The sequence below is a fragment of the Faecalibacterium sp. I3-3-89 genome (genome assembly GCF_023347275.1).
Lineage (GTDB): Bacteria > Bacillota > Clostridia > Oscillospirales > Ruminococcaceae > Faecalibacterium > Faecalibacterium butyricigenerans.
This window is the reverse complement of the sequence record NZ_CP094468.1, coordinates 166,689-181,430: the sequence shown is the minus strand read 5'-3', so window position 1 is coordinate 181,430 and position 14,742 is coordinate 166,689. Positions and strand designations below refer to the sequence as shown.

Below are 14,742 nucleotides of genomic sequence, written 5' to 3'. Positions count from 1 at the left end.
TAAGAGTGCACAGCCATCACGGTTCCGTGATGTTCACAGGGATTGGGACTGCATCCCAACAAGCAGAATACGCACGGCAAATTTGCAATGCCATGCGTGTTTGAGCCTTTGTATATACAGAGGCACTGCTTGCAGATGCAACTTGGAGCAACAGAGTTATTTCATCATCTCCCGGATTTTTTCCAGAATCGTCTGGTCAGCCGGGAGCCACTGTACAGAATCCAGTTCGTCTTTTGTCAGCCAGCGCGCGGCTTCGGCTTCTTTCAGAACAAGGTCACCAGAAAGGACCTCGCACCAGAAGCAGTCCATCGAAAGATGAAATGCAGGATAGTCGTATTCGATGGTGCCGATTTTATCATGTACCGCAATTTCGGTGTCCAACTCTTCCTCAATCTCTCGTTTCAGCGCCTGCTGTGCGGTTTCTCCCGGCTCGATTTTACCACCCGGAAATTCCCACTGGCCTTTGTAGTCGCCATAGCCGCGGGCGGTGGCATAAATTTTATGTTTCGTCTGAATATCGTCGCAGATCACAGCTGCAACAACGCGAACAACCTTCATGATATTCTCCTTTTAACCGACCACCAGCTTGTTGGTCTTTTTGAGAAACTTTGCAGGGATTGGGCGGTTCAGCCGCCATGTGATATTCATGGGGCGGGAGCCCTCGTGTTTCACATAGTTCACCGTGCCCAGATAGGTATACGCTCCTGCACCGCCAAAACGGGCCTCTGCCTTGAACTCGCGCACGAACAGCAGCACCCGGCTTCCTTTTTCCCGGTGATGGATGTAGCGCTGCCCGGTGGCAGAGTTTTCGGCGGTGGTGCTCTGGCTCTGCCAGTGGAAAAGGCTTTCGTTGATGGAATAATCCTTGTACATGGTGGTGGGGGAGTAATCCTTGTCCGCTTTGTTCAGGGTCACAAAGAATACGTCCAGCTGTTTTTCCGGCAGCCACTTCACGCCCTCGCGGACAGTGGCAGGCTTCAAAAAGTCCAGCGCCACCAGCAGCTGGTCACGGGTATAAGTACAGTGCAAATCCAGCGGACAATCAAAGCCCACATCCACCGGCTCGTCAATAAAATCGATGCGGTCATATTGATACTGCAAAAGTGCCTGCAGCTCCCCCAGCAAAACGGGACTGTCCGAGAGAGCATACAGGTTATCGAGAACTTCTTCATCCTCCCAGCTTTCTGCAGTTTTGCCCCAGAGGGTCACATAGAACATCTGCAGCATCCGCTTCTCTACTGGCGATAGAGCCGCAAAGTCGGTGTTGTCCAACTTTGGCAGAAGTTCCAGCAAAAAACGGATCCACCTGCGGGAATCTGTGACTGCAAAGCGTGCAAAGGCTTTGGTCATAGTTTCTTCCAAAGGTTCTGTAAAATCGGATGCCGCCCCTGCACGGACGCACAGCCTGCTGAAGCAGATCTTTTTGCTGTAAATTGCACGCGGGTCAAGATGATAGTAGTCGAGGAAGTTCCCAAGTGTCAGGGGCAGACCAGTATCCTCTGTGAAGGCAGCCGCCCGCGCCACAAGCCCGGAGGTGCGGTCATAGGAGGAGCTGATATTATCCAGCACATACTTTGCAGCAATTTTCTCCAACTGAATATAGCAGCCTTTAGGTGCAGAGACAAAGCCCTCTTTGAGCTCCCTGCTGACGCTGCGGGTGGTGTTCGAGAGCAGTGCTGCGAATTTCTCCTCAAAATTATACTTTTTGTTGGCCTGCCCGATGAAATCCAGAACGGTCAGGCAATCCTTGTTTTCTGCCAGACGTAAGCCGCGCCCCAACTGCTGCAAAAACACGGTCAGCGACTCGGTAGGACGCAGGAACAGCACCGTGTTCACCTCGGGGATATCCACGCCCTCGTTGTAAATGTCCACCACAAAGAGAAAACGGAGCTCCCCAGAAACCAGCCGCTGCTTGGCGGCGTTGCGCTCCTCGTCAGGAGAGTCGCCGGTCAGTGCCATAGATGGAATGCCGTGGGTATTAAAGTAGCGCGCCATGAACCGGGCGTGCTCGATGGAAACGCAGAAGCCCAGACCCTTTACCTCGTCAATATCGGTGACATATTTCAGGATAGAATTCACCACAAGGTCAGCGCGGCGCTGTGCTACCATGCCGCTGAAGGTGTACAGGTTGGACAGTTCGGCCTTATCATAACCGCCGGTGCGCCATTTCAGACTGCTCAGGTCGGCCGTATCGGTCACGCCGAAATATTGGAACGGGCACAGCAGTTTCCGGTCAATGGCTTCCGGCAGGCGAATCTCGGCGGCAACGCGCCCACCGAAATAATCCAGAATGCTCTTGCCGTCCATACGCTCCGGTGTGGCAGTCAGGCCCAACAAAATCTGTGGCTGATAATACTCCAACAGCTTCTGATAGGTGGGTGCAGCTGCATGATGGAATTCGTCCACCACGATATAATCGTAGAAATCAGCCCCGGTCTTGGCGGTAAAATCCTGCGAGTTGAAGGTTTGGATGGAAATAAACAGGTGTTCAATGCTGTCCACTTTGTAATTGCCGACCAACAGTTCGCCGAAATTGGCATCTTTCAACACGGCACGGAAAGTGTACAGGCTCTGTTTCAGGATTTCTTCCCGATGCGCCACGAACAGCAGGCGGCAAGGCTTTCCGGGATGCTGTTTGCAGAACCGCTTGTAGTCCAGCGCAGAGATGACCGTCTTGCCGGTACCGGTGGCAGCAACCACCAGATTGCGGTTGTGCCCGCGCACGGCGCGCTCCGCTTCCAGCTTGTCCAGAATTTCCTGCTGGTAGGAATACGGCAGAATATCCAGTGTGTAAATGCCACCGTGGTCGGTCTCGCTGTACTTTTCGGCTTTCAGGGCCCGCGCAAGGCGCTCCCGCTGACCTTCATCGTAGTACTCGAACTCGCCGGCGTTCCAGTAGCTTTCAAAGGTGGCGGCGATCTTATCGATGGTCTCCGGCAGATCTTTCCGGGTCACTTTCACGTTCCATTCCAAGCCGCTGGAAATGGCCGCGTTGGACAGGTTGGAGGAGCCAACATAGGCCGTCGTGAAACCGGTATCCCGGTAGAACACATACGTCTTGGCGTGGAGTCGGGTGCGCTTGGTGTCGTAGCTGACCTTGATTTTCGTGTTGGGCAGCTGGCGCAGTTCTTCGATAGCCTTTACATCGGTGGCACCCATGTAGGAAGTGGTAATGATACGCAGCTCTCCGCCGTTCTGGGTAAACTGTCGTAGCTCGTCCATAAGCAGGCGCAGACCGCTCCACTTGATGAAGGATACCAGCATGTCGATGTGGTCGGCAGACACGATCTCCTTTTTCAGTTCAGTGTACATCTGCGGCTCGTGGATGGCACCGGTGAACAACGAGCTTTGCGCAAGAGACGTTTCCGGCCGTTCGATGTCTTTGGCCGCTTTTCCGGTTGCAAGGCGGGGGTCATTTTCCCGTAAAAGCGCAAGAAGCTGCTCTGCACGCTGGTCAACGCCCAGCGCGGCAAAGTCAGGTTCTTTGGTGGTAGTCTGGATGGTGCTTACGATCTGGTTTGCCAGAGCAATCTGTGCTTCGATGCCGCCGCCATTGTCCTGTACGTTGTCGAGGCCTTTTTGTACCACTTCGGTCAGGTACTGCGCCAGCACTTTAGAGGCTTCCGCCGTGTCGATGGGCGCAGTGGATTTACGGGTTTCCGGAACCTCCGAAAGCTCGCGGTTCAGCGCATTGTTAATGACCTGTTCGTACAGTCCGGGGTGAAGCATGATGATACTTCCTTGCAGTTTTCTTCTATTATAGCGCGGACAAAAGCCCTATTCAATGCTCACAATACGGATGAGACATTGCTTAGCCACTCAAAAAGCACAATAAACAGGCAGGCTGCTGACATATTTCTGTACTAATCTCTGGAAAGAAGTCAGAAAGTGCTCTATAATGAACTTATAACGAATTCGGATTCTACAAAATACCCAAAGAGGTGTGCTCTATGGAACCATTAAAAGCAACCAGCGTCAATAGCCGTGCGGAAGAACTGTTTGTTCAGCTGTTCTGTGAAGCATTCGGCCCGGAGAAAACAGAAAATTTGCAGGTTCAGTATCCGTGTGTTGATATCTATGGTCGGCATCGCTACATCGACTTTGCGTTGGAATCGCCTGAATCCAAAATTGCAATCGAGATCGACGGAGAAACTTACCACAACCCAAGTAAGGTTTCCGAGAACAAGTATGCAGATGACCTTCTGAAGCAGAACAGTCTGGTTTATGATAACTGGAAGGTTTACCGCTGGATTTACAGTCAGCTGGAAAAGCAGCCGGAAAAGGTCAAGGATGAGCTGATCACATTCCTGGGCACCAGCCCCATGTTCAAGGTGTTTGAAGCGGACCTGCCGGTTCAGATGGGGCAGACCATCGAGCTTCGGGATTACCAGCAGGAGGCTATCGAGAACCTACAGAAAATGCGAGAGGACGGCAAGACCATTGCGCTGCTGTACCATGCAACCGGCGTGGGCAAAACTATCACAGCAGCAACGGATGCCAAGGCTGTTGGTGGGCGCACACTATTTCTGGTCAACGGCCTGAAGCTGGCATCTCAGGCAAAAGAGACCTTCGCCAAGGTCTGGCCGGAAGCAACCTTGGGAGAGTACACCGGAAGCCAGAAGGATATGACCCAGACGGTCATTTTTGCAACGGTGCAGAGTATCTCCAAGGATCTGGAAAAGTTCTCGCCTACGGATTTTGACTACCTGATCGTGGACGAATGTCACCATGCGGCGGCCAATACTTATCAGAAAATTTTCACCTACTTCCACCCAAAGTTCATTCTGGGGCTGACCGCCACTCCGGAACGCAGCGATGGCGAGGATATGCTGGAGCTGTTCCAGAATGTCGCCCACAAAATGGATCTGAAAACTGCTGTGGAGCGTGGCATACTGGTGCCGATTCGCTGCATCCGGGTCAAGACTAACATCGACCTGACCGATGTGCGAATCAACGGTATCAAATACAATTCGCAGGATCTGGAAAGCAAGCTGTTCATCCCGGAACGCAACCAGTTGATCGTTGACACCTATCTAAAGTACGTCAACGGCAAAAAGACAGTAATCTTCTGTGCCAGCGTAGACCATGCAGCCGAAATTGCAAAGTTGCTGCGGGACAACGGTGTGAAGGCGGAAGCAGTTTCCGGGCGGGATCGTGTTGAGGTTCGGGAAAAAATCCTGAAGGACTATGAAACCGGCTCGACCAACGTTCTTTGTGCCTGCGACCTTCTGAACGAAGGCTGGGACAGCCCGCATACCACGGTGCTGTTCATGGCGCGCCCGACCATGTCCAAAACAATCTATCTACAGCAGCTTGGCCGTGGTACGCGCCGTTGTCCGGGCAAGGATGACTTGCTTGTCATCGACTTCGTAGACAACGCCAATATGTTCAATATGCCGTATAGTCTGCATCGTGTGTTGAACATTGCCAAATATCAGCCGATGGCCTATGTTCTGGCACCGGAAAATAAACGGAAATTGGATCAGGATATGCTTTTCAAAGGCGAGAAGCCCGAAGCATGGCTGGATGTTCCGATTGATGTGGATGACTATGAAATCATTGACCTGTTCAACTGGCAGAACAGCGTCAAAGATATGATTTCGCAGATTGAGCTTGTCCGCATGGTCGATGTTCAGTCCGAAACGGTTGAACGCTATATTAAAGACGGAAAAATCAAGCCTGATCTTTCCATTCCGTTTGGGGATAAGCGGATGTTCCACTATTTCCGGGAGGAAAGCATCCGAAATATCGCTAAACAGTATGGCTGGGATTTAATTACGCCGCAGAATATGGCAGACAAGTTTATGAAGTTCATCGAAACAATGGATATGAGCTTTTCCTATAAGCCGGTGCTGCTCAAGGCAATCTACGAGTATATGGACAGCAACGGTCGGGTAGCTCTGCCGGATGTTGTGGATTATTTTATCGACTTCTATGAAGATCGTAAAGCGCATGGGATGATAGCAGAAAAGCCGAACAGCATCTATCAGAAGGGTGGATACACCCGGAAAGATGTGGAGAAAAATGTTCTTTCCAATCCGTTCAAGCGGTTTGAGGATATGCGTTTCCTGATGCGCTGCAAGGATGTGGAAACCATTGAAGTCAACCCAATCATTTTCCGCAAGCTCACGAAGGAAGATTGGCTGCATATCATAAGGGTCTGCGATAAGAGTCTGGAAAAGTATTATACGAGAATCTCTTGAAGTTAGTATAGAAAATATCGATTTGGGGTGGCGATAACGATGAAGATAAATCAACTTTTAGATGAAATAGATCTTCCTAAAAGGTACTTTAGTGAGGCATTTATCATTGGTGAAAAATTCGAAGAGGAAGCAAGTAAATACCTAACACTTCTTGACAATTGTGATGAGTGTGATCTTGATGCCGATAAAAAAGCTGAATTTAATGAAAAATTAAATGAGTCAAAAAGGGTTGCCGCTGAGATAAGTACAAAAATAATTGCTGTCTTCGAAAGCTATGAAGAATCGAATTATAAGGTATCGCAAGAACTATTCGATGAAGTCATGGAAATTTTGAGACCGGCTCTTTTTATAAGTTTGATGAATGGAAGAATTCTTGTATCTGCTGGAGAAAAAACAATCTTCACATGTATGAGACTGTTTGGAAGTTCTAATGGGGGACGATACTTTAGAATTAGGGCTGTAGATGGCCGTAGTCAGACTATCAAAAGTAATCCAAATGAATTGTTTCATATTCCAATGAATAAGCGAGCATATTCGAGTAATGAAAGATTCAGCTTAGCAGGATTTCCATGCCTGTACTTATCTACAATGCTCCCTCTCGCTTGGCAGGAATGTAATTATCCCTCAAAATATTATTATTCTGAATATCAATATATTTGGAGTGAAAGCCAGGATAATAAAATAGATCTGAGCAAAGAACTGAAATTATTGGCATTATATTCTCCCATGGAGATAAAAACGTGGGGATTTACGGTAAAATACAAAGATTTTGAAGTGTGGAATGAGGTGATCTGTCGGTATCTTAAAATGTATCCGTTGATTTTGGCATGCTCATTTATAAATCAAAGCGGCAACACACCATATAAGCAGGAATATATAATTTCACAAATGCTGATGCAGTGGGTTAAGCGAAATCATGAAACCGTTCAAGGAATAGACTATTTTTCTTGTGTAGATATGTTCTTTGATACATCTAAATGGTGTGCTAATAATATCGTGATTCCGGCTTTTCCTAACTATGAAAATGGTATTAGTGTTCCTTTGCGTGAAAAATTTTCATGGACAATGCCTGCTTTTTGTGAGCTTCCGATTGTTTCAAAAAATAAAACGGAACGGGATCGAAAATTCATATATGAATTCATGGAGCAAATCAATCATGCGCTTCGGGTACATCGGCCCATGCCTGATATGTATATTAGAGTCCTTCAGAGCATGAAGGAAACAGCGGATTGCCTTCTGAATTTAATGGCAAATGACAATATTTGCGACATGAGATTGATGTTGAAAATTTTAAAATCGCTTGGTTCAAATGTTGCGGATATTTCACGGATGAATTTATTGGAAAACATTGAGGATAAAATATCAGAAGCTGAAGATGGAAAATGGTCAACGGAAGAGGTTAAAGCGGCCAGTGTTGAATTTGAAAAATTGTATAGAGACTTCACAGGGCAGGATAATAGTGTTAAGTCTATAATCGATAAGCATCAAGATTTGATATGGAATCACCATGAGACTCAACCAACGTGGGAAATATTGTATCAAGGTGCACACGAAATCATTGGTTTTAAAGATCTGCTTCACAATGCTCATCGCCTATTTGGATTTAGTGAAATCAAAGACAACGAGGATACATTTAATAACCTGACGAGACTCGCACAGGATGCAGGTGTTCCGATAGGAACGTTTTGGGAACAAGAAGGAAAGGACGACGTGTGGCTAAGAAATCATATTATAGAAATAAAAATTCCAATATTGATTGAACGGAATAACACAAGTATTTATTCAGATAAAAAAGTTAAGTCACAACAGATTCTATGCATTGGATGTACTGAGAAAAAGCTAAAAGAAATATTACAAAAGTAAATGCTCGGATGCACATCTGTAAATTGGGAAACAGAAAGATGCGAATTATTATATCGAACAAAATCCGTTGCAAACGCTGTGGAGACGTCATCGAAAGCAAAAGCCATTACGATTTGAAGAAGTGCAGCTGTGGTCTCTGCTGCGTAGATGGCGGCAAGGACTACGTGCGGCGCGTTATCAGGACCACCGAAGGCGGAAAATATGCGGACTACTGCGAAGAACTTTCAGAGTGGGTAGAAGTTCCTGACCCAAACGATGATGACGGAACTTAAATGAATAAGACCCACAGATTGGAGGCTCATTCCAATCTGTGGGTCTTGTTGTATCCATTGACTGATACCTATTGATACCAATTAGTATCAATATATTGACAACCAACAAAAAAGTTATATAAATAGGACTGCTTCAAACCTTACTCAATTATGCTTTCCCTTAAAATCGGCTGCATTTTAAGGGAAAAGCAAAGCGATTAAGGGATTCTGCTCTAAAAAAGCTGGACATTCGAGAAGAACCAGTATATACGGCAGCAATGCCGCCTTAAAGTGAGGGGCCGATGGATTGAACCCTAGTATTGATACTAGTTGGTATCAGCTGACTTCTGATATTCGGCCATGATCCTTCTTGCCCTGCCGCGGGTGGTATCCTCAAAAGTCTCAGCTTCGCTGAAACGCAGCCAGAAAGGGTCCTCCATCAGGCAGGCATTGGTGCGCTTGACGATTTCCCACGCATTGTAGTCTGGCAGGCCCATCATCTCCAGAATCTCCTTGCAGTCCATCCGGTTTCGGGGGAAGATGCGTTTCTTTGCCCAGACGACTACATCGACCAGCGGCACCTTGCGGCTGTTGCCGATAAAGAGGTTCAAGGGCAGGTCATACTGTGGCATACCCTCATTGGCGCAGAGATACTGCCCATCTTCGCTCAAATGAGCGATTTCCCTTTCATCCATCATCAATTTCAGGTAAGTCATAAAGACACCTCTCAAACTTTGGAGTTCAGGTATTCAACGAGTTCATAGACTGTTGCCAAAGGATTGCTTTGGCGTGAAATTGGTTCAGTTCCTTGGTTCCGTATTTGTTCAGAGCGGGTCTTGGCTCGTTGAACTGCCACGGCTTGCAAAGGCTTCAAAACGTCAAAGTAATCCTTATTTTTTTCATAATCAGGGATTCTGTTCGGCTGTTTCAGCAAGCGAATCAATGCCTGACAATCCTCGACCTCTGCCTGTTGATTTACAAAGTGCAGTAGGAACCACAACTCGAAAGATGGGTTAGAATAGGCCAAATGATAGCCTTCCTTTTGAGCGGACTGTTTGGCACGCAGAAGAACTTCGTTGGAGTTATCGTCACGGTCAAATACGCACCAGATGGAGTCACCATCTTCCGGGTAGTATGGATTATTGCCCATCGTTGCTTTGGCCTTTTGCACAAGCTTGTCGGCAGACTTATACTGCGAAGAAATCGGGATAATGTCAATATTGCATCCTCGACTGCGGAAACGCTTAAAATAACGAATCTCCGTTTCGCTGCCCTCGCAGATAAGATACACGACCGGATTGCGCTTTCTGGTGTGGACAGATTTGCGGCTGATCTCTTTTATTCTGCCCATACTGCATTCCCTCCAATGAATGGAATCGCTCCATACCGTCCTTGCAGATAGCCCTTGGAGATGTTCTCACCTTTCCGGGGAGAGAACTCGGTCAGGGCGTAAATATCGGTCTGCATGGTCTTTTCGTTCTTCTCAGCAAACCAAATCTGATCGCGCCGCAGCAACGTCAGGTCGAGAAGTCCGGTATCGTGTGTTGTAAAGATGAGTTGTGCATGGTTTGTATTGATAGCGGCATCCTGCACCATCTCGATCAGATGCCTTGTCAGCAGCGGGTGCATACTGGATTCTATCTCGTCTACTACCAAAACAGAGCCTGCTTCTAGTGCAGTGAGCCACATACCGATGCGAGAGAAGAAACGCTGTGTTCCAACGGATTCTTGCCCCAACGGGAGCCAGAAACCCTTAGAAGTGCCATCTTCGGCATCGAGAGTGTGCAGTGCGGAAATGATAGGCTCTTCCTTGGAGCCTGTAATGCGGATGTCCTTGATACCGAGGTCTGCATACAGCATTTCATGCAGGATACGGCTCTTTTCAGAGCCGCCTTGCCGGATGGCAGACAAAGTTGCGTCCAGTCGCATTTCCGTTCCCATAAAGCCTGTCAGTTTTTCAAAGAACCACAGATATGCCTTTTCAGTCTGGGGGCAGTTCCACTCGTTCGAGCTGGACAGATAAAGGCGATTTTCAGCAGTTCGTCCAGAAAGCGTAAGCTGTTCTTGGATGTTTTCACGAAATTGGTAGCCATTTCCCTCTCTGGAAAAAATCAAGGCTTCCCGGCCATTCGGCCAGTGATAGAGGTATTCGGTCAGGACTTTGGACTTGTCAAACGAGAACCCATAGGCATACTTGATGCCGCCATAAAAATAGATGGCTTCAAAGCTGGTCGGCTGTGTGGGCTGGTCAGTGAAAGCAAACGGCTCCTGCGGAAGGGACTCGCCCTTCAGCAGCTTGGCATATCGGCCACAGACCATTTCCCGCATGAGCAGGAGAGCATGGAGAACATTGCTCTTCCCGGCTGCATTTGCGCCGTACAGTGCCAGCACAGGTACAAGCTGTTTCTTCTCGTCCGGCGAAATCAGGCAATCAGGCAGACTTTTATCCGTAGATGCTTTCAAGCTGATAATAGCCGTGTCCTTGATGGAGCGGTGGTTGGTGACTGAAAATTGAAGCAGCATCGCGATTCCTCCCAGATGATTTTCTGAATCCAGTGTACTCTATTCTGGGCAGAAAGTCAAATTTTGATTTTGAAATTTGCAAATATTCCGCAAAAATCAAGAATAAAATTCAAAATATCGGCTTTTGATACCGTTCAGATGCTATCAGGAATCATTCTGCATACACGACTTCCCTCACCACTACCTCTTCAGCCTGCGCTTTCAGCCCGTTCATGTGCGCCACCCAGAGAAGCTGTGCACGCTCTTTGTCCGGCGCGGGGTACTTGTCTAACAGAGCCGTCATTGTGCGTTCCAGCCACTCGTAGGCCGTTTTCTGGACATCCTGCAAATGTGGCCAGAGCGTACCGTTCAGCAGCATCTGGTTGTACAGCACGGGGCGCTGATTTTTGAGATAGGCCAGCCGCATCCGGCCATACTTGCCCAGCGGTTCGGTATCATCGGTCTGCGGCAGGGTGAGCAGGGGCAGCTGATACTCCCCAACCTGTGCGTAATGGATCTCGGTGCGGACGGCGTTCGTGTTCTTCATGGAAATTCTCCTTTGCATTTTCAACAGGCGTTGCGTTCTTTGTGGAAAACAGCGCTTACTTCTTCTGATTCTGTGCGGTCAGCCAGTTGCCCTGCGCCTGATAGTAGTGCTCCATCGTGGTGGGTGCGTTCAGGATGGTGGTGCGCAGATAGGCCATGATGTTCTTGATGGGCTGGGTGGTGTTGGACATCACATCGAAGATGTACTCAATGTGCTGGCTGGTCAGCTTGTCCAGCCGCAGCCGGATGGCCTTGGTGGTCTGCGGCTGTTTGCCGATGTACTGGGTCTGTCGTGGACAGCAGTACATCTCCACAATGTTGTCCAGCAACTCCTCCAGCTTGTCGGGATCGTATCGCTGGGCAAGTGCGTCGATCTCCAAACGTTCCCGAAACTCCTCCCGTACCTGTGCTTCCATCTGGTCAAAATCTGCGGATTCGCCTGTCGGCCCTGATAGATTAGTACTTTGTCTTTTAGTATTTTGTTTATTAGTATTTTGTTGCGTTGCCTTTTCCAAATTGGGCTCAGCCAAATTTGGAAAATCCAAAAATGGTGAAGAACAAGGTTTCATGCGGCTTTTCGGGCTTTTGGTTGCGGACGGGTTCGATGGCCCGCCTTCCTTGCCGGGAACGGCAGGAGCGTCCTCAACAGGCGATTCATAAACCTGATAATCGTAGTCGATGATCTGCCCTTTGGCATTGCGGACTTTCTGACGGCGGACATAGCCGCGTTCTTCCAGTTCCAGAACAGCGGTGCGTACACTGTCCAGACCATCTTTGCAACCAACGGTCAGCCCTTTCAGGCTGTAATCCCAATCGTCCGGCAGGGAGAGCATATAGGACAGCAGGCCCTTGGCCTTCAGGGACAGCCTCTTATCCTGCAGGTGGTGGTTGCTCATGACGGTGTAGTTGACATTTTTATTGACGCGGAATGTTGACATGGCGGCTTCCCTTTCAGCCCAATGCGGGCAAGAGAAAACGCAGCATTTCCCGGCTTTCGGGAAACACTGCGTTCAGACAGGGAAGCCTGCTGTGAGCTGGCACAGCAACGGCAGCACTGCATATTTCTAACGGACATCTAACACAACTACACCTGAAATGCAGCCGTTGACGCCCCGTGTGAAAAAGGCTTTTTCTAACGTCATTTCGCAAAAAGCGGCTGATTTTCGCCTGCAAATTGCGGTGTGACGTGCCTTTTTGGAGGTTACAAGAATGCCCTCCGCTGCCAATGACAGCCGCGCGGGACCAGCTTCATCCAACAATTTCAAAGACTCGAAATCGTTTTGTCCTTAATCGGGCACGTGGGTTCGAATCCCACCATCTCCGCCAGAAGTCGCAGATTCAAACGAATCTGCGACTTTTTCTTTTGTGTACTTCTGCTGCGACGGGGGAATTCTCCGGGCGGTTGGCTGGTTTTCAAGGTCTGTTCTCTCCTGCATTCTCTCCAACGGGCGAGTGAACTGATTGCTTGTTGCTGCTTGCATGATAATGGATCACCGAATTTGCCTTGACCCATTCAAGCTGTTTGTTATAGAAATTCTGCAAGTCGGTGGCTTTCAGGTCTACCAGCTTGATATTGCACTTTCGGAAATGCGGAACGATGATGCGATCCAGCAGGATGCCGTACAGTGTCCGGGCATCGGTGGAGAGCTGCCGGAAACGGCTGTCTTGGAACAGTGCTTTCGGGATGCGGAAGTAGGAGAACAACTCGCCTGACTGACCATAGAAGTAGTCCAGCGTCATTTGGTGTGACCTCGGATTTTCAACTGTATGGGTGTGTTCATGTTGAAAACCATCCCTCCCTCCGAAATGAATGAAAAACAGGTTGACATTCACCAGAAAAAACGCTTACAATGGTGATAATAAAAGTGTCAACCGATGTAACAGGAGAAGATGCTTATATGCTTAATGTTTTTTACGGTGATATGCCGAACGTGATCTACAACACCGCTGTTTATTTTAAGAACACTTATGCAGAGGAGTGGATCACGGCTCCGCTTACTCGTGAGATGATACAAGACGTAGACCATTCCACTGTACTGGACAGCGGTGTGATCGATAGTCCGGTGCTGGGGAAGATTCCCCCGGTGCAGTTGTCGGGCGGAGTAAAGACCTTGATTTTGATCGCCAACGAGCCGGAAAAGGTGTTCAACGCTTCGACCTGTGGAGATAACTGTGCCAAATGGCTGTTAAAAATCGCTGAAAATCGGGATGTTACCATCAACCTTCGGCATCTCATGGATTTTGGAAATGGAACATTTACCATCCGCATCCTGAACACCGATCAAATTGTTCACTCCATGCGGGAACTTGTCCCCGTTGCAGGACTTTATGTGTGAGGATTTTTTATGACAGGAGCATATCGGGTCGTTGTACAAAACCGAAAAATCAAGTTCGATTTTGAAATACGCCGGAACATCACGATCTTGCGTGGAGATAGTGCCACAGGAAAAACAACGCTCGTGGAGATGATTCGGGAATACGAGGAACTAGGCCCGGACAGTGGAATAGAACTGCAATGCGAGAAGGATTGCGTTGTCCTTTCCGGGCGGCAGTGGGAAAAACAGCTTTCCGACCTTTCGCAGAGTATCGTTTTTATTGATGAAGGGAATGCTTTTACTGCTTCAAAGGAATTTGCCGCAGCGATTCAGAAAACAGACAACTACTATGTGCTCGTCACGCGGGAAGGACTTGAAACATTACCGTACAGCGTAACGGAAATTTACGGCATCCGGGCATCCAAACACTTCGGAGACTTGAAACAGACCTACAATGAGTTTTTCCGAATTTACGGAAAGCCGATGGGGTTGGAGAAACTAAAACCAGCGGCAATCATTACAGAGGATTCCAATTCGGGATTCCAGTTTTTTCAGGCTGTTTGCGCCGAAAACGGAATTATCTGCGAATCTGCTGGTGGAAAGTCCAACATTTTCAAAATGCTGTCTGACCGTGCAGGGGAGAATATTCTGGTGGTTGCAGACGGTGCGGCGTTTGGTTCGCAGATGAAGCGCATTATGCAACTGCTTGCCCTCCAGCCGGATTCTCATATTTACCTGCCAGAATCGTTTGAATGGTTGATTCTTCGTTCTGGATTGCTCGAAGACGCGGAGGTCGATGAAATTCTGAAATCGCCGGAAAATCATGTGGAAAGCCAGCAATATTTCAGTTGGGAGCGGTACTTTACAGCTGTGCTGATGCAAAAGACCGCTGACAGCTATCTGAAATATACGAAGTCAAAACTAAATCCGGTGTACTTGCAGGAACACGAAAAGAAAGCTGTTCTTTCGGAGATGTCCCGCATCCAGCTCGACAAGAAAGACATATAAATCCCTACTAAGTAAACAGGACTGCTTCACACACATTGCACTGTGGAGCAGTCC

12 protein-coding genes and 1 pseudogene are annotated in these 14,742 nt (G+C 48.3%); 5 read left to right on the top strand and 8 right to left on the bottom strand.

Annotated elements, in window-relative coordinates; translation table 11 throughout:
* Nucleotides 1-156 precede the first annotated feature (156 nt).
* Nucleotides 157-558 carry a (deoxy)nucleoside triphosphate pyrophosphohydrolase gene (locus MTP38_RS00805; protein WP_249233943.1) on the bottom strand — a complete coding sequence of 134 codons (402 nt, stop codon included), beginning with the start codon at nucleotides 556-558 and terminating at the stop codon, nucleotides 157-159.
* 12 nt (nucleotides 559-570) lie between these two features.
* Nucleotides 571-3,729, bottom strand: coding sequence for a DUF3427 domain-containing protein (locus tag MTP38_RS00800; protein WP_249233942.1), 3,159 nt, complete (start codon nucleotides 3,727-3,729; stop codon nucleotides 571-573).
* Nucleotides 3,730-3,950: 221 nt separating this feature from the next.
* Between MTP38_RS00800 and MTP38_RS00795 the strand changes: the two genes are divergently transcribed.
* The 3 genes from MTP38_RS00795 to MTP38_RS13690 are packed head-to-tail and all read left to right on the top strand — an operon-like array spanning nucleotide 3,951 to nucleotide 8,338.
* The gene (locus tag MTP38_RS00795) at nucleotides 3,951-6,203 is read left to right on the top strand and encodes a DEAD/DEAH box helicase family protein (RefSeq protein ID WP_249233941.1); all 2,253 of its coding nucleotides are present in this window, start codon (nucleotides 3,951-3,953) and stop codon (nucleotides 6,201-6,203) included.
* 39 nt (nucleotides 6,204-6,242) lie between these two features.
* Entirely contained in the window at nucleotides 6,243-8,066 is a 1,824-nt protein-coding gene (locus MTP38_RS00790; protein ID WP_249233940.1) for a hypothetical protein, read from the top strand.
* An 8-nt stretch (nucleotides 8,067-8,074) separates the two neighbouring features.
* A complete protein-coding gene (locus MTP38_RS13690) occupies nucleotides 8,075-8,338 on the top strand; it encodes a DUF7695 domain-containing protein (protein WP_442900540.1) in 264 nt (87 codons plus the stop codon).
* A gap of 305 nt (nucleotides 8,339-8,643) precedes the next feature.
* Here MTP38_RS13690 and MTP38_RS00785 read toward each other — a convergent pair whose 3' ends face one another.
* The 6 genes and pseudogenes from MTP38_RS00785 to MTP38_RS00760 form a co-directional block, all read right to left on the bottom strand.
* The gene (locus tag MTP38_RS00785; protein WP_249233939.1) at nucleotides 8,644-9,033 is read right to left on the bottom strand and encodes a hypothetical protein; all 390 of its coding nucleotides are present in this window, start codon (nucleotides 9,031-9,033) and stop codon (nucleotides 8,644-8,646) included.
* Nucleotides 9,034-9,044: 11 nt separating this feature from the next.
* Entirely contained in the window at nucleotides 9,045-9,668 is a 624-nt protein-coding gene (locus MTP38_RS00780; RefSeq protein WP_249233938.1) for an RloB family protein, read from the bottom strand.
* Nucleotides 9,656-10,840, bottom strand: a complete 1,185-nt coding sequence (locus MTP38_RS00775; protein WP_249233937.1) for an AAA family ATPase — start codon at nucleotides 10,838-10,840, stop codon at nucleotides 9,656-9,658. The genes MTP38_RS00780 and MTP38_RS00775 overlap by 13 nt, the downstream gene beginning before the upstream one ends.
* Nucleotides 10,841-10,991: 151 nt before the next feature.
* Nucleotides 10,992-11,366 carry a TnpV protein gene (locus MTP38_RS00770; RefSeq protein WP_249233936.1) on the bottom strand — a complete coding sequence of 125 codons (375 nt, stop codon included), beginning with the start codon at nucleotides 11,364-11,366 and terminating at the stop codon, nucleotides 10,992-10,994.
* A gap of 55 nt (nucleotides 11,367-11,421) precedes the next feature.
* Entirely contained in the window at nucleotides 11,422-12,303 is an 882-nt protein-coding gene (locus MTP38_RS00765; protein WP_249233935.1) for a DUF6017 domain-containing protein, read from the bottom strand.
* Nucleotides 12,304-12,964: 661 nt separating this feature from the next.
* Nucleotides 12,965-13,105, bottom strand: a pseudogene (locus tag MTP38_RS00760) (replication initiator protein A); the annotation flags it as partial.
* Between the two features lie 158 nt (nucleotides 13,106-13,263).
* On the opposite strand from MTP38_RS00760, the gene MTP38_RS00755 reads away from it, so the two are divergent.
* Both MTP38_RS00755 and MTP38_RS00750 read left to right on the top strand, forming a co-directional pair.
* On the top strand, nucleotides 13,264-13,701 hold the full coding sequence (locus MTP38_RS00755) for a DUF4869 domain-containing protein (protein ID WP_097791727.1): 438 nt from the start codon (nucleotides 13,264-13,266) through the stop codon (nucleotides 13,699-13,701).
* Nucleotides 13,702-13,710: 9 nt separating this feature from the next.
* Nucleotides 13,711-14,688, top strand: a complete 978-nt coding sequence (locus MTP38_RS00750; protein WP_097791728.1) for a translation initiation factor 2 — start codon at nucleotides 13,711-13,713, stop codon at nucleotides 14,686-14,688.
* Nucleotides 14,689-14,742 lie beyond the last annotated feature (54 nt).